Raw genomic sequence first — 23559 nt, 5'->3', positions numbered from 1 at the left:
CCCCCTTTCGCGTACCGGGACTAGGCCGTTCACACCCCCCTGAAGAGCGTTAATCGGGCAATAGCGATAATTAGGAGGAAGAGCCGGCATCTGACTGGAGGGACACATGGGAGCGATAGGTGAGCGGGGGACGCCTGGGGAGCGACCAGAGCGCCCCGATGTGTCCGTGGTGGTGATCGTCTACAACGACGCCGAGCGGCTGCCGACCGCCGTCCGGTCGGTGCTCGACCAGACGCTGCGCGGCGTCGAGGTCGTCATCGTCGACGACTGCAGCACGGACGGTTCGTACGAGACGGCGCAGCGCATGGCCGCCGAGCACCCCGAGCGGGTGCGGGCCTACCAGCTGCCGGAGAACAGCGGGGGATGCGGCGAGCCCCGCAACGTGGGCATCGGGCACACCGTCGGCAGCCACGTGATGTTCCTGGACAGCGACGACGTCCTGGAGCGCAACGCCTGCCGCAACCTCCTCGAAGCCGCCGAGCGCGACGGCTCCGACATCGTCTCCGGGCTCTGCGTACGGGTGCACATGGACACGCGCAACAAGAAGCGCGAGCAGTGGTACCCGTGGCTGTACGCCAGGACCCGCACCCTGGACTCCGTCGAGGAGCTGACCGACCTGTTCGTCTGGGACACGCTGTCCACGAACAAGCTCTACCGGCGCGACTTCCTCGTCGAGAACGGCCTGCGCTTCCTGAAAGGGATGTTCTACGAGGACCTGATGTTCATCGCGGAGGCCTACCTCGCCGCCGGGCGCATCACGCTCATCCCGAACCAGGTCTACTTCTGGCACGTCTACGCGCGGGGCCCGGTGAAGTCGGTGAGCAACCGGCGCCACGAGATGGTCAACTTCCAGCACCGGATGGAGATCCATCGCCGGATCGACGCCCTGCTCGCGGAGCGTGGCCTCGACGACGTGCGGCTCGCCAAGGACGTCAAGTACCTCAAGCACGACCTGGTGCTCCACCTGCGCGACCTGCCCTTCCGCGACGCCGCCTACCGGCAGGAGTTCGCCGGGCTCGCACGCGACTATCTCGCCGGGATCGACCACGCCGCGTACGACGAGGTGCAGCCGATACAGGCCATCTGCGCCTACCTCCTGGAGCAGGGCGACTGGGCGAACCTGCTGCCCGCCGTCGACACCCTCACCAACCGCGACAAGCTCTCCGCACCGCTCGCCGAGCGGGACGGGCGCGTGTACTGGTGCGCCGAGCATCTCGACGACCCGCTCGGCCGTCACGTCCTGGACGTGACCGAGCTCGGCTATCACACCAAGCGGCTCGACCAGATGTTCCTGCGCAACGTCCTGACGCGGTACGAGGAGTCCGCGGGGACCGTCCGCATGGCGGGCCGCGTCACCAACCCGCTCGGCGTCGTCGGCCCGGACGCCGTGCTCACCGCCGAGCTTGAGTTCAGCGCGCGCCGCCGCAGCCTGCAGACGTTCCGCTTCCCGGTCTCCGCCGTGCGGCACGAGGGTGACGTCATCGTCTGGGAGGCATCCGTCGACCTCGCGCGGCGTCTGCGTCCCCTCGGGGTCGTGGACGCGGTGTGGGACGTGCGCCTGCATCTGACCGCCGACGGTGTGCGCACCCGGACGCGGCTCACCGCGTGCGACCCGGGTCTCGCCGAGGGGAAGCTGCCGGTGCGGCCGCGGCTGACCCGCCTGGTCGCCGACCACATGGAGCCCGAGGTCTCGCAGCGCGGGCATCTCGCGTTCCGGCTCGTCACGCGGGAGACGGCGAGCGGCAGGATCCAGGACCTCGTGGCGCGCGGGACGCAGGGCGTGCCGGGGCGGCTCGCCAAGTCCGGCTTCCGCAGGGCCAAGAAGCTGCGCAAGGACATCACCTCCGGGCAGAGCAAACTGCGCGTGTACGACGAGGTGTTCAGCCGGCTGCCGGTGAAGAAGGGCACGGTCGTCTTCGAGAGCCACCTCGGCAAGCAGTACAGCGACAGCCCCCGGGCGATCTACGAGGAGATGCGGCGCCAGGGCCTCGACTTCGACGCCGTGTGGTCCTACGCGGGCAGTCCGGAGGGCTTTCCGCGGGACGCCACGCTGGTGCGGCGCTGGTCGCTGCCGTATCTGCGGGCCCTCGCGCAGGCCGAGTTCTGGGTCGACAACCAGAGCTACCCGCTCAAGCTCACCAAGCGGCCCGGGACGACGTACATCCAGACCTGGCACGGCTCGGCGCTCAAGCGCATGGGCTTCGACGAGCCCGCATGGAAGCTGCGCAGCAAGGCGCGGCAGGCCGAGCAGGAGCGGGTGCTCGACCGCTTCGACCGCTTCCTGGTCCGCTCCGAGCACGACGTGCGGACGCTCGCCAAGGCCCTGCGCCTGAAGGAGAAGGTGCTGCTGCGGGTCGGCTACCCGCGCAACGACGCGCTGGTGCGCGCGAAGCGGGCCGAGGACGCGAGCGGGGTGCGCGAACGCGGGCCGCTGGCAGCGGAGTTGGGCATCCCGGAGGACAAGCAGGTGCTGCTGTACGCGCCGACCTTCCGGCGCCACGGCGGCCGGCACGGACGCTTTGAACTGCCCTTCGACGTCGAGCGGTTCGCGGAGGAGTTCGGCGACCGCTATGTGCTGCTCGTGCGCTCGCACTATCTGAACCACGTGGTGCTCCCGCCCTCCGTGCGCGGCAGCGTCATCGATGTCTCCGCGCACCACGACGTCACGCCGCTCTACGAACTCGCGGACGCGATGATCACCGACTACTCGTCCGTGATGTTCGACTACGCGCTCCTCGACCGGCCGATGCTGTTCTTCACCTACGACTACGAGGAGTACGTCCACGAAGGCCGCGGCACCTATTTCGACCTGCGGGAACGGGCTCCCGGGCCGGTGGTCGACACCGAGGAGGAACTGTTCGGGGCGCTGAAGGCGCTGGACGAGCACGTCCTCGCGTACGCGGCCGCGCGGGCGCGGTTCGTGGCCGAGTTCGGTGAGTACGACCGGGGCGATGCCGCCAAGAGCGTCGTCGATCAGTTCTTCTCGCACTGGAGCGGCAAGTGAACCGGGACATATTTTTCGTCTCCAACAGCGTCAACGAGCTGGGCGGGGTCACCAGTTGGTCCCACCAGATGGCCCGCCTCTTCGTCGGGCGCGGCCACCGCGTGCACGTCATCGGCATCACGGAGCCCGGCGTACCGCAGGACATCGGCACGGACCTGCCGTACCCCACCACGACGCTGTACGACGAGCACCCGCCGCGCGTCGGACCGGCCCGCGGCATCAAGGGGCGGCTCAACGTGGCCCAGCACCGGCAGCGCACGCGGCGCGAGCAGGGCATGCACGAGCAGGCAGCCAAGCTGACCGCCATCTTCGCGCGGGCCAGGACCGGAGCCGTCGTCATCGTCACGCAGGTGTGGGCGATGGAGTGGGTCGAACTCGCCGACACCACGGGCCTGACGGTCATCGGCATGAGCCATGAGTCGTTCGCGTACTCGCGGGCGTGTTCGCGCTTCGGGCGGGTGAAGAAGCACTACAAGAACGTCGACCGGATGCTCGCGCTGACCCGCGAGGACGCCGACCTGTGGATCAGGCAGGGCATGGACAACGCGTCCTTCATGCCGAACCCGCTGCCGTTCATGCCCGATGTGCCCTCGCGGCGCACCGAGAAGGTCGTCACGAGCATCGGCCGGCTGCACGACCAGAAGGGCATCGACATGCTCCTCGACACCTGGGCGGAGGTCGCGCCGCTGCACCCGGACTGGACGCTGCGGATCTACGGCTCCGGCGAGGACGAGGAGATCCTCAAGAAGCAGTGCACGTCCCTCGGCCTCGACGGCTCCGTGGAGTGGATGGGGAGCACGAGCGACGTGCCGGGGGCGCTGCGGGGCGGGTCGGTCTTCGTCCAGTCGTCGCGGGGCGAGGGCTTCCCGCTCGCGCTGATGGAGGCCATGGCGACCGCCGTGCCGTGCGCGGCCTTCGACTGCGCGCCGGGCGTGCACGAGATCGTCCGGGACGGTGTGGACGGGCTGCTCGCGCGGCTCGGGAACACGGGTGAACTGGCGCGCAGGCTGGACACGTTGATGTCCGACAAGGAGCTGCGGGACCGGATGGGGGAGCTGGCCAGGGTGAACATCCAGCGCTACACGACGGATGAAGTCGTGCGGCGCTGGGAGGAGTTGTTCGCGTTCCTGGAGCGGTGAGGCGGCCCCCCCGGGGGGCTACTTCTTGCCGCCGGTGAACTGCTCGTACTCCTTCAGGACGTCCGCCGTCGGGCCGTCCATGCGCAGCTCGCCGTGCTCCAGCCAGAGGACTCGCTCGCACGTGTCGCGGATCGACTTGTTGTTGTGGCTGACCAGGAAGACCGTGCCCGCGCGCTTGCGCAACTCGCGGATGCGGGCCTCCGAGCGCTTCTGGAAGGAGCGGTCGCCGGTCGCCAGGGCCTCGTCGATGAGCAGGACGTCGTGGTCCTTGGCGGAGCCGATGGAGAAGCGGAGGCGGGCCGCCATGCCGGAGGAGTACGTACGCATCGGGAGGGTGATGAAGTCACCCTTCTCGTTGATGCCGGAGAAGTCGACGATGTCCTGGTAGCGCTCCTGGACCTGCTCGCGGGACATGCCCATCGCCAGGCCGCCGAGCCGGACGTTGCGCTCGCCGGTGAGGTCGTTCATCAGGGCCGCGTTCACGCCGAGCAGCGAGGGCTGGCCGTCGGTGAAGATGCGGCCGTGCTCGACGGGCAGGAGCCCCGCGACCGCCTTCAGGAGGGTCGACTTGCCCGAGCCGTTGGTGCCGATCAGGCCGATGGCCTCGCCCTTGTGGGCGGTGAAGGACACCTTCTTGACGGCGTGCACCTTGCGTACGCCGGACTCCTCGCCGTCCTTCCCGCCGCGCTTGAGGATGCGGCCGAGCGCGGCGGTCGCGCTGCCGCGGCCCGCGGTGGCGCCGGCGCCGTGGACGCGGTAGACGATGTCGACCTGGTCGACGATGACGGTGGGGGCGCTGTCATTTCTGGTGTCGTTCCTGGTGTCAGCCACGGCCGTACGTCTCCTCTGCCTTCCAGAAGTAGATGAACCCGCCGACGCCGGCGAGCAGCGCCCAGCCGACGGCCCAGGCCCAGACGTGGTCCGGGAGCTGGCCCGCCCGGTAGCTGTCGATGAGCGCGAAGCGCATAAGGTCGATGTAGATGGCGGCCGGGTTGCACTCCAGGAGGACCTGGAGCGCGTGCGGCAGGTGCTGGTCCTTCAGGACCGCGTCGATGCTCCACATCACCCCGGACACATACATCCACGTACGCAGCACGAACGGCATCAGCTGGGCGATGTCGGGCGTCTTGCTGCCCAGGCGGGCCATCACCAGGGCCAGGCCCGTGTTGAACGTGAACTGCAGGACCAGGATCGGGACCACCAGGAACCAGGACAGGCTCGGCGGTACGCCGAAGCAGAGCAGGATCACGACCAGCGCGCCCATGGAGAACAGGAGCTGCTGGAGCTGCTGGAGGCTGAAGGAGATCGGCAGCGCGGCCCGCGGGAAGTGCAGGGCGCGGACCAGGCCGAGGTTGCCGGCGATGGCGCGGGTGCCTGCCATCACCGAGCTCTGCGTGAACGTGAAGATGAAGACGCCGGTGACCAGGAACGGGACGTAGTCGGGGACGTCGTGCTTGGTGTTCATCAGCACGCCGAAGATGAAGTAGTAGACCGCCGCGTTCAGGAGCGGCGTCATCACCTGCCAGACCTGGCCGAGCTTCGCCTGGCTGTACTGGGCGGTGAGCTTGGCGGTCGCGAAGGCGGTGATGAAGTGGCGGCGCTGCCACAGCTGCCGGACGTACCCGGGGAGCGTGGGGCGGGCGCCGCTGACGGTCAGGCCGTACCGGGCCGCGAGCTCGGCCGGGTCGGGGGCCGGGGCCGCCGTGCGGGGTGGTGCGTCGAGGACCTGACTCACTACCGCTGCTCCTTACTCGTTACGTCGGGACGGACCCGTATCGTCGCCACGTCGAGAGTAGGGCGAGGGGACGTCGGAACGCAACCGTATCGTCGTCACGTTCTATGCTGTCCGCATGACGACGAGCAGGCCAGGAGATGAACAGCCGCGTGATCGGTCGCGCCGCAGGGCGCCCGCGGGTGCGGCGGTGCTCCGCGAGGATGTGACCGAGGCCATCAGGTCCGCCGTCTTCGAGGAGCTCGCGGCGGTCGGGTACGCCCGCATGTCCATCGAGGGCATCGCACGCCGCGCGGGCGTCGGCAAGACCGCCGTCTACCGGCGCTGGCGCTCCAAGCTGCACCTCGTGCTCGACCTGGTGTCGGCGATAGCGGTCCAGGGCCTGCCGATGCCGGACAGCGGCTCCCTGGAGGGCGATCTGCGGCTGCTGTACGAGGTGACGTCACGCGCCCTGCGGCACCCCGTGGCCTCGCAGGTCATCCCCGACCTGCAGGCAGAGGCGGCACGCAACCCGGAGATCGCCGAAGCCCTGCAGAAGGCCTTGCGGGAGGGCCAGCACGGAGTGGCGAACGGCATCGTGCGGGCGGCCGTGGCACGGGGCGAGGTACGGGAGGGCGTGGACGAGGACCTGGCTCTCGACCTGGTGTCGGGCCCGCTGTACTGGCGGTCGGTGGTGGTGCGGGCCGAACTCCCCAAGGGCTACCTGGCCAGCCTCGCCACGGCTACCGCGGCGGCGTTGCGGGCGTTGTGAGACGAAGCTGACGGAAGCTACCCCCGCGCCGCCCCCGGATGCGTGCGCAGCCAGCCCGCCCAGGCCGACGTCACCATCTCGCGTACGTCCCGTTTGGCCGACCAGCCGAGTTCTGCGGCGACGCGGTGCGCGGATGCCACCACCCGGGCCGGGTCGCCGGGGCGGCGAGGGGCCACGGTGGGCGGCAGGTCGTAGCCCGTCACCTCGTTGATCAGGGTGGTCATCTCCAGGACCGAGACGCCCTCGCCGCGGCCGATGTTGAGCGTCAGGTCAGTGCCGCGCGGCGCCGCCGCCAGCTTGCGGGCCGTCGCGACGTGGGCCTCGGCGAGGTCCGCCACGTGGATGTAGTCGCGTACGCAGGTGCCGTCCGGCGTCGGGTAGTCCGCGCCGAAGACGCGCGGCGCCGCACAGTCCGTGAGCTTCTCGAAGACCATCGGGACGAGGTTGTAGACGCCTGTGTCGGCCAGCTCGGGGCTCGCCGCGCCCGCCACGTTGAAGTACCGCAGCGACGCCGTCGACAGGCCGTGCGCCCGGCCCGTCGCGCGGACCAGCCACTCGCCCGCCAGCTTCGTCTCGCCGTACGGGCTCATCGGCAGGCAGGGCGTCTCCTCCGTCACCAGGTCCACGTCGGGCATGCCGTACACGGCCGCCGACGAGGAGAGCACGAAGGACGCGACCCCCGCCTCCGTGACCGCCGACAGCAGGACCCGCAGCCCCTCCACGTTCTCGTGGTAGTACCGCAGCGGCTGCTCCACCGACTCGCCGACCTGCTTCTTCGCCGCCAGGTGCACCACGCCCGTGACGGCGTGCTCCCTCAGGGTGCGGGACAGCAGGTCCGCGTCGAGGGTCGAACCCGTCACCAGCGGCACGTTCTGGGGGACGCGCTCGGCGATGCCCGTGGACAGATCGTCGTAGACCACGGCCCGCTCACCGGCCTCCGTCATGGCGCGGACCACATGGGCCCCGATGTAGCCGGCGCCGCCGGTGATCAGCCAGGTCATCGTCAGTCAGCCTTCTTCCGTGAGTTCCGGTGAACGGTTGTGCAGTGTCGCAGAGGTCTGTGTTCGGGCGGCGTCAGCGACCCGCTGCGCCCACCCATCGTGCGAGCCGCCTGCGCGCCACCCCAAGCACGCCCCGCAGCCCCGGCGCGAGCCGCACCGCCAGGTTCCCCGCCTGCGTCCGGTACGGCTGGGCCAGCAGGATGCCCCGCAGTGACGGCAGCGCCGTGCGCCGCAGCAGCCCCGGGCCCGCCACCGCGCGCGCCGTCGTCTCGCGCGCCGTCCCGTCGCCGAAGTGCAGGCGCAGCCGCAGGTCCCATACGCCGCCGCCGAGCGAGCCCAGGTCCAGGACGGCCTCGGTCAGCCAGGTCTCCCCGTCCGCCGTCGGGCCGAACGCCGCCGTGCGGCGCAGCACCGGGCCCTCGCCGCTCCTGGGCACGAGCTCCACGTCGACCGTCGTCGGGCCCGCCTCGGCCACCCGCCCGTACAGCTCGTGCAGCCGCAGCGTGAGGCGGCTGCCGCCCGCGCGCGGTCGCAGCTCCGCGTCCACCGCGAGCGGGAGGAGACGGATGGGGCGTACGAGGAGGTGGTCCAGGGTCACCTGGGGGAGGTCGTCGGACCAGGTGGGCGTGGTGCCGTCGGCCGATCGCGCGTAGGGCGGCGAGAGGCGCGCGGGGCGGGCGGCCACCTCCTGGAGGCGGGTCAGGTCGCGCGGCTCGGGGGACGCCAGGATCACGCGGGCGATGATGCGGCCCGGCGCGGGCGCCGCGTCCAGATCGGCCGTGTCGAAGGCCGCGAGATACGCGCGCGTGGCCGTCCACCACTCGCTCCGGTACTCCGGGCTGCGTGTGGTGAGCTCCCGCGCGTACATCCGCAGGCTGTGGTCGATGAACTTGGCGCGCGCGGCCCGTGCGAGCCGCTTGCCCGCGTCGCCCGACGCGCTCCGCGCCTCCCGCAGGATCTCGACGGCCTGACGGTGGGCCTCCAGACGCGCCCGCCAGTTGTCGATGCCGGAGCGGTCCAGGGAGATCGACAGCTTGGCCGCGGTGCGCCGCACGTTCCACACGTAGACGGGGGCCGTGATCAGCGCGATGCGCGGCCCGGCGGCCAGGACGCGGGCCGTGAAGACGAAGTCCTCGTACGTGAAGTGGCCCTCGGGGAAGCGGAGGGCGTGCTTTCGCAGGAAGTCGGTGCGGTAGAGCTTGTTGACGCACAGGGTGTCGTGGACCAGGCGGGTGCGCAGCTCGGGGCGGGCGATGAGGCGGGGCTTCGTGTAGAGCATGGGCTGCCAGGGCGTCTCGCGCCCGGAGGGCAGTTCACGGCGTACGCACAGGCCCGTGACGACCTCGGCGTCATGCCGCGCGGCGGCCGTGAGGAGGGCGTCCACCGCGCCCGGCGGCAGCACGTCGTCGCTGTCGAGGAACATCACGTACGCGGACGTCGTGGCCTCGATGCCGTCGTTGCGGGGGGTTCCGCAGCCGCCGCTGTTGATGGCGCGGCGGATCGGTTTGACGCGCGGGTCCTCCCGGGCGAGTGCCGCGAGCAGCTCGTCGCTGCCGTCCGTCGAGCAGTCGTCGACGGCGATCACCTCGCGGACGGCGGGGCCCTGGGCAAGCGCCGAGCGCACCGCGTCCGCGATGTGCGCGGCGTCGTTGTAGCCGATCACGACGACGCAGACCTGGGGCGACAGGGACGACGGGGGCGGCGGGGGCGAGGGAGACAGAGAGGGGTCCACGTGGGAAATTTTAGAGGTTTCCGGTAATTATCCGATTAGGGGGTCTTCGGCTGTTTCGTGTTGCTCTCTCCCGTATCCCTGTCGCCGTCTCCTGCACCCGTGTTCCCGCCGCCGATCCGCGCAAGCACCTCGCCCGTCCGCGGCCCCCACGCCACCACCACGGCCTCGGCGGGCACCTTCTGGTCGGGGGAGAGCAGCAGCCAGCGCACGTCGTAGCGGCGGACGATCCGCGAGCGTTCCGCGCGGGTCGATTCCTCGGAGAGGTAGTCGCGCACCTTCTGGAGGCGGTGGTTGCGCGTGTCCTCGGCCAGCGAGGCGTCCGGCCAGGCGGGGGCGACGAGGTTGGCGCCGTACGCGGGGAGGGAGCGGGTGGGGTAGTAGCCGTTGGTCAGGACGACGTCCCCCTGGTGCATCCGGCTCACCGCCCAGCCGTAGCCCGGCCAGCGCGGCGGCTGGTCGAAGCCCACCGGGTCGAGCGCGCGCGGCACGACGGCGCCCGCCTGGAGGGCGAAGAACCCGACGGCCGCTCCGGTCGCCGCCACACCCCCCAGGGTCATGCGCCACCGGCGCCAGGGCCGGGGCGCCGCCAGTTCGATCGCGAGGGCGAACTGGAGCGGGACCAGGGTCAGGCCCATGATGCGGCCGTAGGTGTAGTGGCCGCTCAGCCAGCCGTACGCCACGACCGCGCAGTCCAGCGCGAACATCAGGACCAGCGGGTCGCGCCGGTTCCGGCGGAACCTGAGCGCGAGCGCGGGCAGGCCGATCAGCGCGAGCCAGAACCGCTGGGGCATCTCCGTGTAGAGCTGCCGGTGGATCCAGTCGACGCTCTCGTCACCGACGAGCGAGAAGACGGAGAAGTAGGGCCAGCTCGCCGCGAGGGCCGCCGCCGTCACGGCGGTCGCCGCCCACTTCCACAGCCCCGCGAAGGGCCGCGGGCCGGAGGCCGCGAACGCCACCACTCCGATCACCGCCGCGACGGACGAGATCGGGTGGACGAGCAGGATCACCCCGCACAGCGCGCCGAGACCCACGTACGCCATGACGCCCCGGGGCGACTTCGCCAGCGAGCCCGCCCAGCCGAACGCCCAGAACGCCAGGCCGATCGCGAACGTCGACGGGTAGGCGAGGTTGCCCGTCATCGACATCAGGCCGAGGTAGCCGCTCCACCACGCCATCCGGGTGCCCCAGAGCAGCACCATCGCGAACAGGGCCAGCACGGGCGCCCATTGACGCGGCGTCAGGACCTTCACGAACCGGCCGAGGCCCGTGAGCAGCACGAGCAGGTTCAGGGGGCCCGCCAGCTTCACGACCTCCCAGCCCGGGAGCCCGGTCACCCGCGCGAAGAGGCCTTGCGCCACCGCGTACGGCGAGTAGTACGGGCTGCCCGCGCCCGGCAGGTCCGCCATCGGGTGCCGCGGATGCAGCAGGTCGGCCTTGAGCCGCTCGATGACCGCCGCGTGCTGCCCGAAGTCGCAGCACATCGGCACCCGCCAGAAGGCGAGCGACATCACGATCCAGAAGAGCCCGCCGAAGACGACGTACGGGCTCGGCCGCCACCGTTTGTGCTTGTTCAGTGCCGTCGCGCCGTGGGTTTCCCGGTGGGTCCCGAGCGTGGCCACGGTCATCGCATGAGCCTCTCCGCGACACGGGCCGCCGCCTGCCCGTCGTCCAGGTCGCAGTAGGCCTCGCGGAACGCCGCGTACGCCTCCGCGTGGCGCGCCGTGAGCGAGTCCAGGTCGCGAAGGGCCTCGACGACCTCGCCGGTGGAGGCGAGCAGCGGCCCCGGGGCGCTGGTCTCGAAGTCGAGGTAGAAGCCGCGGACCGTGTCGCGGTAGTGCTCCAGGTCGTAGGCGTGGAAGAGCATCGGGCGCCCGGTGTGCGCGAAGTCGAACATCAGGGAGGAGTAGTCCGTCACCAACACGTCCGCGATCAGCAGGAGTTCGGCCGTGCGGGGGTGCGAGGACACATCGCGCACGAAGGGCGCGCGGGCGCCGGGCAGCCGGCCCGCCGTCAGCGGGTGCTTGCGCACGAGGAGGACGTGGTCGCCGCCGAGCACGTCCTGGGCCGCGGCGAAGTCGAGCGCGGGCTCGTAGCGGAAGCGGCCGGGGGAGTAGGCGAGGTGGTCCCGGTAGGTCGGCGCGTACAGGACGATCCGCTTGTCGGGGGCGATGCCCAGCTCGCGGCGCACACGGTCGGCGACCTTGGCGCGGTCGTCGGAGAAGAACACGTCGTTGCGGGGCGAGCCCGCCTCCATGACCTCGCCCTCGTAGGCGAGCGCGCGCCCCAGGTGGGGGGTCGAGAAGCGGTTCGGGGAGACGAGCACGTCCCACTGGCGCGAGAGCCTCGGCAGGACGTCGAGGTGGCCGTGATCGGCGTAGAGCGTGTCGGTGAGGTCGGTGCCGATGCGCTTGAGGGGCGCCCCGTTCCAGGTCTGTACGACGGTCTGCCCGTCCCGCCGCTCGAAGAAGTCGGGCAGGTGGCCCGCGGTGACGATGCGCCGGCAGCGGGCGAGCGCCTCGTGGAAGGCCGTGCTGTGCTCCTCCACGCCCTTCGCCCCGGCGGGCACCCGCGTCTGCTGGTCCTGCGTCACCCACAGGTGCTCGACGTCCGCGCCGCGCCGCACCAGCTCCTCGTGGACCGCGCGCGGGGAGTCGCCGTCGAAGTAGAGCACCGCGTCCCGCAGGGGCTTGGTGCGCTGCTGCGGGTAGTGCGCGGTGCGCAGCCGGTGCTGCCGGTACGCCCCCCGCTCGCCGCGGGTGAGCACGGACCCGGCTTCGAGCAGCAGCCGGTCACCGAACCGGCGGTCGACGGTGAACTCCCGTCCGTCCACGGTCTGGTGGAGCGGGAACGCGGCGGAAACGGAGGCGAGCAGCCGCACGGGCATGCCGTCCCCCGAAGCGCCGTGCGCGGTGCTCCCACCCCCGTCGCCTCCCGCATCCCGCAGGAACGCGTACCAGCGCCCCTCGCGCAGCACTCCGCCCCCGGGCGCCACGACACCCCGGAAGCGCCCGGCGGAACGTTCCACCGGGACGGTCACCTCCTCGTCCCTGCCGCTGTGCCGGAGCACCAGTTCCGCCGCGTCCCGGCCCGCGTCGGACACCGTGCCCTCGATCGTCAGCGTGCCGTCCGTGCTCCACGCCACCCGGTCGGCGATGGGCTGCCGGGTCAGCTCGACGACCAACTGGCCCTGGTCGTTCGCCGACGCGCACAGCTCGCGGCCTTCCGCGCGGGAGGCGTAGCGCCCCGGCAGCAGGTCGAGGGCCGCCGCCAGGGACTTCAGCTTGCCGTCGGGCAGCACCAGGTTGGCCTGCCAGCGGTCGCCGTGCGGGGGCTCGACCTCCTTGGGGGCCAGGTGCGGGGTCGGCGGGATGTCCTCCAGGTCCGCGAGCCGCACCCGTACGTCGAAGCGGTCGTCGCCCGGCAGCGTGACGGGGTAGTCGAACTCCGCCGACGTGTGCTTGTGCGTCAGGCGCAGGGCCTTGGGCCGCAGATGGCTGGGCAGATGGCCGCTCAGGACCATGTCGTCGCCGTCCCGGTGATGGGCGTCGACCCGCGCCACGTACTCCTGGATCCGCAGCACCAGGCGGCCCTTGCTGAAGCCGAGGACGAGACGGAGCCCGTCGCCCAGTTCGCGTACGACGGACTGCGCGGCCGACCCGTCCAGCGGGCGCACCGCGGCCCGCCGCACCGAACCGTGGCCCGCGACGACCACGCCGAGCAGCCAGTTGCCCGGCCGCCACCGGCCGCCCGTCTTCAGCTGCTCGGGGTCGACGGTCATCTCGAACCCGGAGAGGTCGTAACAGTGCAGCCGCTGCCGGGAGTTCTCGGTGGCCTGCGGGGCGGCGACCGTCCGGGTGGCGACCCGTCTCAACTGGGTGCGGCTGCTGGTCGACTTGAGGACGGCGGCCTTGACGGAATGCCCCGGACGCGTCGCCTCCAGATTGCGGACGTACGCGTATCCGCTGATCCGCAGCAGCCCGTCGGGGCTCCAGCCGGCCTCCCGCACCCGGGCGATGACCGGCAGCTCGCCCCGCCCGAGCCGGGCGATCTCCTGCGGCACCCGGATGTGACCGCCGGAACCGCGCGGATAGGCGGCGCTGCGCCGCACCACCCCGCGGACCTCAAAGGCGTTCTTGTTGTTGCGCTGTTCGAAGGTGAGCAGGTCGATCAGGTCGGCGGTGCGCCCTTCGCGCACGAGGTGCCATTTCACCCGCAGGGACACCGGGAGGCCCGCGATGACCCCCGGATCGGCGCGGCGCAGGAACGCGGCGGCGCCCTTCACGAAGGCTGCGCGGTACTCGGGCCCGCCCATCGGCAGGCCCTCCAGGAAATACACGAAGTCGTCGCGCAGGCAGGAGGTGTCGTACGTCCTCCGCATCTCGGGCGCGTGTTCGGCGAGGAACGCGCTGACGTGCGCGCACGCGGCGATCCGGTCGCGCACGCCCTTGACGTCCGTGCGCCGCCGGGTGATCGAGCCCTCGCGCACGCGCCAGTAGTAGACGTGGTCGCTGAGCACGTCCACGGACCCCGCGAGGAAGTGGGCGGGGATCATGACGGGCGTGTCCTCGTACAGCTTCCCCTCGGGAAAGGTGAAGCCGTGCCGGTCCCAGAAGGCGCGCCGGAAGACCTTGTTCCAGGCGACGCGGTCCGCGAGGAGCTCCAGGTCGCGGCTGATGTGGGTGCGCGAGCGCGGTTCGGTGAGCCACTTGTACTGCCAGGCCTGCTGGCGGCCGCGCTCGTTCAGGCGCCAGACGTTGCCGCTGGCGAAGTCGGACCCGGTCGAGTCCAGGCTCGCGGTCATCCGGGCGTACGCGTCGTGCGGCACGACGTCGTCGCTGTCGACGAAGGTCAGGTACTCGGCGGTCGGCGTCGCGTGCCGCACCCCGGTGTTGCGGGCGGCGCTGAGGCCCGCGTTCGGCTGGCGCACATAGACGAACCGTGGATCCTTCGCCGCGAACTCGCGTGCGATCCGCGGGCTGCCGTCCGTGGAGCCGTCGTCGACGAGCACGGCCTCCAGGTCGGCCATGGTCTGCCCGGCGATCGACTCCAGGCACTCCTCCAGGAACTCTTCGACGTTGTAGATGGGCACGACGACGCTGAGACGGGGCTGCACGGCGACCGGCCTTTCACGGGGGAGCAATCATGGGAGTACGGGCGTATTCATCCCCTTTGCCCGTTCCGGTCAATTTCTTTGCCCCCCTTCACCCCAATGAGTGAGGGAGGGTCTTCGACAGGCCGTGTCCGGCTGACTACCGTCGGTGTGCATGTCGCGCTTCTCGGTTGTCGTCCCCGCCCATCGCGTCCAGGGCTATCTGCGGGAATGCCTGGACTCCGTGCTCGACCAGGCCTTCTGCCGCACCGGCGGCGACCTGGAGCTGATCGTCGTGGACGACGCGTCGCCCGACGCGTCCGCCGCGATCGCCGCGGAGTGTGCGGAGCGCGACCCGCGCGTGCAACTCGTACGCCTCCCCGCCCACGCGGGCGCAGGACCCGCCCGCAACATCGGCGCGGACCGCGCCACCGGCACCTATCTCCTCTTCCTCGACGGCGACGACCTGCTGCTGCCGGGCGCCCTGGAGGCGATCGCCGAGGCCCTCGACGCGGCGGACGACCCGGACGTCCTGCTCTTCGGCCACGACCGCGTCGACTGGTGGGAGAACGTCCGCGCGGGCGGCGACGACCTCGCGGGAGACCCCCTCGCCGTCACCGTCGCCCCCTGGAACCGCGTCTACCGGCGCGCGTTCTGGCAGGAGCAACGCCTCGCGTTCAGCGACGGCCCGTACGAGGACGTGGTGCCGGTGGTCCGCGCGACCCTGGCGCCCGGCGCGCGTACCGCCGTCCTTGACCGGCCTTGCGTCCGCTGGCGCGAGCGGCGCGGCGGCAGCTTCGCCAAGACGCCGGGCCGGGCGCACTTCGCGCTGATCGGCCGGTACGAGGAACTCCTCGCCGCGGCCGACCCCGCCGACCGCGCCCGGCTCGTCCCGCACGCGGCCCGGCATCTGCTCGCCGTGCTCGACGACGCGGGGCGCGTCACGCCGGGCGACCGCAAGGACTTCTTCCGCGGGGCCGCCTGCCTCTACCGGACGTACGGCCCGGCGGGCCCGGCGGCGACACCGGGGGAACGCGCCCTGGCCACCGCCTCGTACGCCGCCTACGAGACGCACTGCAAGAGCCGGTCCCGCAGGAGCGGCCTCGCCCGCAGGCTGAAGCAGCAGAAGAAGAAGCTGCGCGCCCGGGCCATGCGCCTCGCCTACCGCGCCGACCTGCGCCGCCCCCTCGACCCTCACCTCGCGGTCTACGGCGCCTACTGGAACCGCGGGATCTCCTGCAACCCGGCCGCCATCCACGCCAAGGCCCGCGAACTGGCCCCGCACATCAGGGGCGTGTGGGTGGTCTCGTCCCGCAACAAGCACCGCGTGCCGGCCGGGGTCGAGTACGTCATCGAGGGCTCGCGTGACTACTGGCAGGCCATGGCGAGAGCGACGTACCTGATCAACAATTCAAGCTTCCCCGGCGGCTTCACCAAACGCCCCGGCCAGGTCTACCTCCAGACCCACCACGGCACACCGCTCAAGAAGATGGGCCTGGACCAGCGCCGCTACCCGGCCGGCACGCACGGCATCAGCTTCCAGAAGATCCTCGACCACACCGACCAGTGGGACTACAGCCTCTCCGCGAACCCGCACTCCACGGAGATCTGGGAACGGGTGTACCCCTCGACCGCGTATGAGGCCCTGGAGGCGGGTTACCCGCGCAACGACGTCTACTACACGGCGGGAACCAGTGAAGTCGCCGCTCTTCGAGCGGAGTTGGGCATCGCGGACGGCCGGACGGCACTGCTCTACGCCCCCACCCACCGCGACTACCAGAAGGGCTTCTCGCCCCGCGTCGATCTGGAGCGACTCGTGCGTGCGCTGGGCGAGGAGTACGTGGTCCTGGTCCGCGCCCACTACTTCTACGGCGCCGACGCGGGCCTGCGCGCCCACCCCCAACTCATCGACGTCACCGGCCACGCGCGCGTGGAGGACCTCTGCCTGGCCGCCGACGCCCTCGTCACGGACTACTCGTCGCTGATGTTCGACTACGCCTGCCTGGACCGCCCGATCGTGACGTACGCCCCCGACTGGCAGGCCTACCGGCTGGCACGGGGAACGTACTTCGACCTGCTCTCGGGTAGGCCGGGGGAGACGCCGGGGGCGGTGGCGAGGGACGAGGAGGAGCTGGTGAAGCTGTTCCGGGACGGGACCTGGAAGTCGGCGGAGACGACGGCGCTCCGGGCGGCCTTCCGGGACCGCTTCTGCCCGTACGACGACGGGGGAGCCGCCGAGAGGGTCGTGCGGCGGCTCTTCCTGGAGGGTCAGCCCCGCTCGTAGGGGGAGCGCACCGGGAAGTACGCCGCCAGGAACGCGCGCATCGCCAGGGCCATTTCCTCGTCCGTCAGTTCGCTGTCGGGGGACTCGCCGATGCAGAAGGCCGTCTTGTTGCGGCCCTGGAGCAGTTGGCCCAGGCGCGCGTGGTCGGTGCGCGTACCGATGTCCACGAAGTCGTACGCGATGCCGGCGGGCACCGCCCGGCCGGTGAGGTACGCGTAGTGGTGGTGCAGGGAGGAGACCAGGGCGAGGTCGCTGTTCGAGCGGAAGCGGCTGCGCGCGGTCGCCCCGAGTTCCTCGGGGAAGCGTTCGGTGAGCTCCGCGAGGACGCTGCGGTGCAGGGCGTAGGGGGCGTGGAAGAAACTGTGGGTCGCCGTCCTGCCGAACGCCTCGCGCAACAGTTCCCGGTTGTTCTTCGCCGCCGCCAGGTAGCCCTCGTCCTCCGCTGACACGGGCAGCGCGGGCACCGAGGCCGACGACCAGAAGAAGCGGGCGGTGCCCGAGCTGAGGAAGAACGTCTCCGGGGTGGTGGGGCGCCCGAGGAACATGTCGTCGTTCAGATAGAGGAAGTGCTCCGACAGGCCCTCGATGCGGTGCAGTTGGCTCTCGATGGAGTGGGAGTTGAAGGTGGGGAGCGCGGCCTCCGGATCGGCGAAGAGGTCACGGTGGTCGACCACTGTGAGGCCCGGGTGGTCCTCGTCCAGCCAGGACGGCTTCTGGCCCGCCGTGACGACGTAGATGTGCCGGATCCAGGGCGCGTACATGGCCAGGGAGCGCAGCGAGTAACGCAGCTCGTCGCGGTTGCGGAAGCGGACGGCGCCGTGGTCCGGCGAGGAGTCGTCCTCGGGCCCGCCGAGCGCCTCCGCGCGGCGGGCGCGCCACTCGGGGTCGGAGTCGTCGACCCAGGTGTAGACCGCGTCGACGGGGAAGTCGACGTCACCCATGAGGACTTGGGCGAAGACGTCCAGCGTGGGGTACGTGCGGTCACCCACCCGGAGGGTGGCGGTGGGCGCCAGTGAAGGCAGCTCGGACCCGGCGAGGGTGGTGCCGAAGGGCGCGCGCCGGGCGTCGGCACCCGTGAGACCGGCGGTTCCGTCGACCCGCGGCCAGAACGCCACCGTGCAGGCCTGCTGGACGCCGTGGCGCAGGGAGAGCGTCGTCGTGGTCACCGGCTTGAAGAGCTTGATGCCCGCGACCTCGCCGATGCCGTCGAGCCGCTCGGCGAGCACGACGCCGGGGGCCGAGTCCCGGGGACGGATCAGTTCGGCGTAGACGGGCTGGCCGTGCAGGGACTCGGAGAGCGCCTTCAGTGCCCCCTCGCGCTCGTCGTCGGCCACGGCGAGCGTGTGCGCGGTGCCGGACGTGCGGACGAGGACGTACGGGATGTCCTCCGACTCCAGCGCGGTGGCCGCGATCTCGAGGTTCCAGTCCGTCATGGCCGGCGCGAGGATGTCGTCACGGCGCTCGGCGAGCCGGCCCACGGACCGGATGAGCAGGCCGCTCGTGTCGGCGGCGGCGATCTCCTCCTCGCGGGCACGCTCCTCGGTGCTCGGCGGGGCGTCCAGGGTGTACGGCGTGGTCGGGCGGAAGCCGCTGCCCCCGGAGGCGACACCGAGCGCCACCCGGTCCGCGCGGTCGTCGAGGCGCTCGGGGGCGTCGCGCCGCGCCACGAGCCGGGAGTACAGCTCCTGCCAGCGCGCCGTGACGTCGGCGGAGGAGAAGCGGGCGTAGACGCCTTCGCGCGCGGCCCGTGCGTAGGACCGCCGGGTCTCCGGATCGCCCATCAACTCGCTCATCGCGGCCGCCAGTTCGCGCACCTCGCCGGGCGGCACGAGCAGCCCGTCGACGCGGTGCCTGACGATCTCGGCGGGCCCGGTCAGGACGTCGTACGCGACCACGGGCACACCCGCGGCCAGCGCTTCGAGCAGCACGAGCGGGAACGCCTCGTTGTGCCCCGCGGTCATCAGCGTGAGCCCCGCCTTGGCCCATTCGGCGGCCATGTCCTGGCAGGGGCCGAGGAGTTCGACCCGGTCCTGGAGACCGAAGCCGTCGACCAGGCGACGCAGGCTCTGCTCGCGGTGGCCGCCGCCGAAGACGCGCAGGGTCCAGTCGGGATAGGCCTCGGCGATTTCGGCGAAGGCGCGCACGGCGTGGTCGACGCGCTTCTCGCCGGTGAGCCGCGCGGCCATGACGATGACCTTGCTCTCGCCGTCGGCACGCGGCCGGAAGCCGTCCGGCACGGCGTTCGGGATGACCGCGAGCTCGGGGGCGGTGGCACCGAGGGACTCCGCGATCCAGTCGCGGGTGCGGTCGGTGAGCGTGACCAGGGCGTCGAGGCGCGGCGCGTGCAGGAGCAGGGGTTCGCCGGAGGGGCCGCGGCGCTGGGTGGGTCGGTGCTCCTGGTGCACGGTGACGACCCTGGCCGGGACGAGCCCGACGGCGGCGGCCATCAGGGCGGGCGTCGTGGTGACCAGGACGTCGGTGTCCAGGGTGGTCAGGGCGGCGGCCATCTCGATGTCGGAGAGACGGTCGAAGGCGGACTCCCAGGCGGGCTTGATCAGTTCGCTGGGCAGCGCGGCCAGGGTGCGGCGGGCGGCCTCGTCGAGGCGTGAGCCGCGCACCGGGCGCTCGGGGGAGGCGGTGCGGTCGACGAGATAGCGCACGGGGAGGCTGCGGGCCTCGGGGAAGAAGGGCTCGGGGCGGGTCCGGAAGACGGAGATGACCTCGACGTCGTGCCGGTCGGCGAGGTGCTGTGCCTGGGTGTAGGTGGCCAGCTCGGTGCCGCCCATCTCGTCGCCCCAGCCGAGCAGATACGTGATCTTCATGAGGTCTCCTTCGAGATGTCCCAGCACGTCAGGCCGAAGGCGCCGGACTTGGTGAAGTGGGCGTGCGCGCGGATCAGGGCGCCGCCCGGCAGGGCGAAGACGCGGAAGGGCGTCGGACAGGCGGCCGAGGGGTCGCGTACGTCGGAGAGCCACCGCCCGAGCGGGAGCGAGGCGCCGGATGTCTCCGCCTCCACGAGGAAGTCCCACACCCACTGCCCGGGGCTCGCCCCCGCCATCTCGCCGAGCGGCAGCCGGAAGCTGAACTCGGCGCCCTCCCACACCGCCCCGACGGGCACGGTCACCCCGTCCCGCCGCCGCACCGCCTTCGCCCGCCACCGCCGCGAGGGGCCCGCCATGACGAGCCGTCCGTGGACGACGATGCCGTCACCGCCGGGCACGAACCGCACGAGCTCGGCGCGCGGCCTGGACCGGGTCACCTGAAGCACCGCGCGCCCGCTGCGGCACCGCACGACGCGGATGAGCGTGCCGGTGCGGGGGTCGGGGGCGTGGCGGACGGTGGGCGTGGGCGGCAGTTCGGCGTCGCCCTCGATGCCGATGCCGCGCCGTCGTACGCGTCCGCGGGCGTCGGAGGTCACCACCGTGAGCCGCCAGACACCCTCCCGCAGGTCGCGCAGGGTGGCCGTCCCGGCGAGCAGCAGGCCGCCGTGGGCGTGCTGTTCGAGGGCGAGCGGGACGCGGAACCTGCGGTGGCCGCGCGAGATCAACAGATGCGCCCCCTCGCTCTGTTCACCGGGGAGGGCGGCGACGGCGACGTTGAGCGTACGGCTGTCCCGGATCGACAGATGCACGGGCGCCTGCAGTGCCTGAGCCCCGCCACCGGCGCGCCCCGCGGCGGCGCGTTCCGCGCGGAAGCGGGTGGTCCGTGCGGTGGAGAGGAGCCGCCGTGCCGCGGGCGGCAGGGCCGGGGTCATGGCGTGAACCCAATGTGGTGCATTGTGCCACTTTGCCCGTTGTCCATCTGAGTCAGGGTGAGGCTGCGTACGGGTCACCCGCGTGGCGGACGCGAGGGTGACTTGAGGCGATATGTGTAAGTTAGCCCCTTAATGATCAGTCCCCTCGCGCAGTTCCAGCGCCGCAAGGAACCCTCCGCACCACCGGCCGAAACCCCGTCCTCGGCCCGCAAGTCGACCCCTGCCGTCCTGCGCCACTGGGCCGACCCCGCGGCCGTCGCCCTCGCGACCCTGCTCGTCGCCTGGCGGGCGAGCGCGCTCGGCCAGTGGATCGTGGACGACGCGGCCATCACCTTCGCCTACGCCCGGAGCATCGACGAGGGCCTCGGCCCCGTGCAGCAACCGGGCGCCGACCCCGTCGAGGGCTACTCCAACCCCTCCTGGCTCGCCCTGCTGATCGCCGGCCGCAGGCTCGGCCTCTTCGACCACGGCGCGCTCCTGGGCGTCAGCGACCTGGTGCTCTACCCCAAGGCCCTCGCGGTGCTCTGCACGGCGGGCGTCCTGGCCTGCGTGGCCGTGGCGGCGCGCGCCGTGCTGCCGGGCCGCGCCTGGGCCGTGACGCTGCTGACCGGCGCCGTCCTCGCCACGAACCTGTCGTACGTGGCCTGGTCCTTCTCCGGGCTCGAAAATCCGCTGTACGCGCTGACCGCCGCCGCGACCGGCGCCCTGCTCGTCCGGGCGGCCGTCGGCGGCACCCTGCTGCGGCCCGCCGTCGCCGCGAGCGCGGGGGCACTCGCGCTGCTCGCCGCACTGACCCGCCCGGACGGCGCGGTGCTCGCCGCGGCCTACCCGGTCACCGCCCTGCTGTTCCTGCGCAAGGACCGCCTCGCGCCGACCGTGCGGGCGGCGGCGCTGAGCTGCGGCACCTTCGCGCTGCCGTACGCGGCATTCCTGCTGTGGCGCCGCGCGACCTTCGGCCTCTGGGTCCCGAACACGGCGGTGGCCAAGGCCCAGCAGCCCCCACGGCTCGGTCAACTCGCCTCCGCAGGTGAGCTGTTGGCGTACGGCGGCTGGGCGCTCGTCCTGATCGGCGCGGCCTGCGTCGGCATCGCGCTCGCCCGCCCCGGACCGTCCCGCAGAGCCCTGGCCGCGCTGCTCGTCCCGCTGGCCCTCAGCCTCCTGGCGTACGGCGTGCTCGGCCGCGACTGGATGGCGCTGTACCGCTTCGCGACCCCGGTGTGGGTGCTCGCCGCCACCGCGCTCGCGCTGGCCGCGGCCACGGTCTGGCGCGCGGAACGGACCCGCGCGCGTGCCCTCGTCGGCTGCGCGCTCGCGGGCGCCCTGCTGCTCTCGGTCACCGGCCAGGCCGCGCAGAACGGCAGGTTCGTCGACCGCCCGACGCTGTCCATGTGCTACGTCGCCGAGCGCTACGGCCACACCTTCAACGCGTACGCCTCGTACCTGGGCCTGCGCGACGCCACCGTGGCCCTGCCCGACCTCGGCGGCACCCTGCTGACCTCGCGGCTGCGCGTCGTGGACGTCGCGGGCCTGACCGACCGCCGCGTGGCCGACGCGTACGCGGCCCGCGACACGCCCGCCCTGCGCCGCTACCTGCTGGACGAGGTACGCCCCGAACTGCTCCACGTGCACGCCGCCTGGACCGCCAAGTCGGGCCTGACCGAGCCCCGTCTGGCCGCCGCGGGCTACGTCCCGCTCTACCGCGAGGGCAACGGCGGCGACTACGTCCGGGCGGCGGCGGTGCGCGACCCGGCCCGCATCACCGCACTGCGCGCACGCGTGGGCCCGGTCCTGGACACCATGGTCGCCGAGATGCGCCCGGCGGGCTGCGGCCCCGCCCTGCGCGCGGGCGAGGGGGCGCAGGCATGACGACGGCCCTCCCGCACCAGACCAGGACCCGCCCCGCACCGGCCACCCCCGACGCCCCCGAGTCCCGGGTCGACTCCCTCACCGGGATGCGCTTCCTCGCCGCTTTCGCGGTGTTCGTGCACCACTTCACCGGACTCAGCGCGTACGGCGGCGTCGCCCACGCGCCGCTGCTCTTCCCGTACTCGCGCCTCGGCGCGACCGGCGTCGACTTCTTCTTCGTGCTCTCCGGCTTCCTGCTCACCTGGGGGCACCGCCCCGGCGCCCGCGCCGGCCTCTTCTACTGGCGCAGGTTCGGCCGCATCTGGCCCGCCCACCTGGTCGCCACCATCCCCTGCGTCTGGGTGTTCTACCTCTGGGGAGGCGTGCCGACGGACGTCCTCAGCTTCGTCGCCTCGCTGTTCCTGGTGCAGACGTGGTTCCCCGGCGTCACCCCGATGTTCCCCGGCAACGGCGTCGCCTGGACCCTCAGCGTCGAGGTCTTCTTCTACCTCCTCTTCCCGTTCGCGATCCGTCACGTCCTGCGCCTGCGCACCCGCACCCTCGCCGTGCTCGCCGTCGGCGGGCTCGTCGCGATGTGGGCGCTCAACTGGTGGACGGCCACCCACCTCTCGCCCTTCGCCAGCGAGTGGGTCATGCGGCACCCGGTGACCCGGCTCCCGGAGTTCGGCGTGGGCATGGCCTGCGCGCTCGCCCTGCGCCGCGGGCACCGCCTTCGCCTCAGCCCGCCGGTGCTCTTCGCCTGCTTCGTCGTGTACGCCGCCGTCCACAGCCACCGTGCGGAACTGTTCGGTCCGTACGCGGCGGCCCAGCTCACCTGGGCCCTGCGGTCGGTCGCGGCGCTCTTCGCCGTCCTGTTCATCGCCGCCTACGTCCAGCGCGAGCTGTCCGGACACCGCGGCTGGCTCTGCTCGCGCCCGATGGTGCTGCTCGGGCTCTGGTCGTACGCCTTCTATCTGCTGCACCAGACCGTCAACCGGCTGATCCTCGACACCTACGGCCGCCCGCAGCCGGAGAACGTCGCGGTGTTCACGCTGCTCGGCGTCGGGGTCACGGTCGTCGCACTGTCGTGGGCCCTCTACACGTACGTCGAGGAACCGGCGAGGAAGTGGTGCGCCCGGCGGACTCCGCACAGATGGCGCAGCTGTGTCGGTACACGTTAAACGCGCGTGATGCCGAGAAGATCCCGGTTCAGGCCCCTGTGTAGGAG

14 protein-coding genes are annotated in these 23559 nt (G+C 71.9%); 6 read left to right on the top strand and 8 right to left on the bottom strand.

The features are described 5' to 3' along the window. Window positions 1-106: 106 nt before the first annotated feature. Together AB0I66_RS32440 and AB0I66_RS32435 are read left to right on the top strand one after the other, a co-directional pair. The gene (locus AB0I66_RS32440) at window positions 107-3004 is read left to right on the top strand and encodes a bifunctional glycosyltransferase family 2 protein/CDP-glycerol:glycerophosphate glycerophosphotransferase (RefSeq protein ID WP_363211533.1); all 2898 of its coding nucleotides are present in this window, start codon (window positions 107-109) and stop codon (window positions 3002-3004) included. Further along, window positions 3001-4143, top strand: a complete 1143-nt coding sequence (locus tag AB0I66_RS32435; protein WP_363211532.1) for a glycosyltransferase — start codon at window positions 3001-3003, stop codon at window positions 4141-4143. Before AB0I66_RS32440 ends, AB0I66_RS32435 begins: the two co-directional genes overlap by 4 nt. A gap of 18 nt (window positions 4144-4161) precedes the next feature. Here the strand turns inward: AB0I66_RS32435 and AB0I66_RS32430 are convergent, their stop codons facing one another. Next, a complete protein-coding gene (locus AB0I66_RS32430; protein ID WP_363211531.1) occupies window positions 4162-4974 on the bottom strand; it encodes an ABC transporter ATP-binding protein in 813 nt (270 codons plus the stop codon). Beyond that, window positions 4967-5878 carry an ABC transporter permease gene (locus AB0I66_RS32425; protein WP_363211530.1) on the bottom strand — a complete coding sequence of 304 codons (912 nt, stop codon included), beginning with the start codon at window positions 5876-5878 and terminating at the stop codon, window positions 4967-4969. The genes AB0I66_RS32430 and AB0I66_RS32425 overlap by 8 nt, the downstream gene beginning before the upstream one ends. 115 nt (window positions 5879-5993) lie before the next feature. Here AB0I66_RS32425 and AB0I66_RS32420 point away from each other — a divergent pair, with 115 nt between their 5' ends. Then, window positions 5994-6626 (top strand): TetR/AcrR family transcriptional regulator, encoded by a 633-nt coding sequence (locus AB0I66_RS32420; protein ID WP_363211529.1) that lies wholly within the window; start codon window positions 5994-5996, stop codon window positions 6624-6626. A gap of 17 nt (window positions 6627-6643) precedes the next feature. Here AB0I66_RS32420 and galE read toward each other — a convergent pair whose 3' ends face one another. The 4 genes from galE to AB0I66_RS32400 form a co-directional block, all read right to left on the bottom strand. Next, window positions 6644-7627 carry a UDP-glucose 4-epimerase GalE gene (gene galE / locus AB0I66_RS32415; protein WP_363211528.1) on the bottom strand — a complete coding sequence of 328 codons (984 nt, stop codon included), beginning with the start codon at window positions 7625-7627 and terminating at the stop codon, window positions 6644-6646. 73 nt (window positions 7628-7700) lie between these two features. Continuing rightward, on the bottom strand, window positions 7701-9359 hold the full coding sequence (locus AB0I66_RS32410) for a glycosyltransferase family 2 protein (protein ID WP_363211527.1): 1659 nt from the start codon (window positions 9357-9359) through the stop codon (window positions 7701-7703). Between the two features lie 35 nt (window positions 9360-9394). Further along, window positions 9395-10984, bottom strand: coding sequence for a hypothetical protein (locus AB0I66_RS32405; RefSeq protein WP_363211526.1), 1590 nt, complete (start codon window positions 10982-10984; stop codon window positions 9395-9397). After that, window positions 10981-14472, bottom strand: a complete 3492-nt coding sequence (locus tag AB0I66_RS32400; protein WP_363211525.1) for a CDP-glycerol glycerophosphotransferase family protein — start codon at window positions 14470-14472, stop codon at window positions 10981-10983. Before AB0I66_RS32400 ends, AB0I66_RS32405 begins: the two co-directional genes overlap by 4 nt. A gap of 151 nt (window positions 14473-14623) precedes the next feature. Here AB0I66_RS32400 and AB0I66_RS32395 point away from each other — a divergent pair, with 151 nt between their 5' ends. Continuing rightward, complete coding sequence (locus AB0I66_RS32395; protein ID WP_363211524.1) at window positions 14624-16732, top strand: bifunctional glycosyltransferase family 2 protein/CDP-glycerol:glycerophosphate glycerophosphotransferase; 2109 nt, start codon at window positions 14624-14626, stop codon at window positions 16730-16732. Here the strand turns inward: AB0I66_RS32395 and AB0I66_RS32390 are convergent. After that, entirely contained in the window at window positions 16717-19554 is a 2838-nt protein-coding gene (locus tag AB0I66_RS32390; protein ID WP_363211523.1) for a stealth conserved region 3 domain-containing protein, read from the bottom strand. The two genes, AB0I66_RS32395 and AB0I66_RS32390, sit on opposite strands and share 16 nt — an antisense overlap. Then, window positions 19551-20486, bottom strand: coding sequence for a hypothetical protein (locus AB0I66_RS32385; RefSeq protein WP_363211522.1), 936 nt, complete (start codon window positions 20484-20486; stop codon window positions 19551-19553). The genes AB0I66_RS32390 and AB0I66_RS32385 overlap by 4 nt, the downstream gene beginning before the upstream one ends. A gap of 132 nt (window positions 20487-20618) precedes the next feature. Between AB0I66_RS32385 and AB0I66_RS32380 the strand changes: the two genes are divergently transcribed. Further along, window positions 20619-22352 (top strand): hypothetical protein, encoded by a 1734-nt coding sequence (locus AB0I66_RS32380; RefSeq protein WP_363211521.1) that lies wholly within the window; start codon window positions 20619-20621, stop codon window positions 22350-22352. After that, a complete protein-coding gene (locus AB0I66_RS32375; protein WP_363211520.1) occupies window positions 22349-23512 on the top strand; it encodes an acyltransferase in 1164 nt (387 codons plus the stop codon). The genes AB0I66_RS32380 and AB0I66_RS32375 overlap by 4 nt, the downstream gene beginning before the upstream one ends. The last annotated feature ends 47 nt before the right edge of the window (window positions 23513-23559 follow it).

The organism is Streptomyces sp. NPDC050439, from assembly GCF_040655335.1.
Classification (GTDB): Bacteria; Actinomycetota; Actinomycetes; order Streptomycetales; family Streptomycetaceae; genus Streptomyces.
Note: the sequence above shows the minus strand (reverse complement) of the source record. Positions and strands in the feature narration are given on the sequence as shown.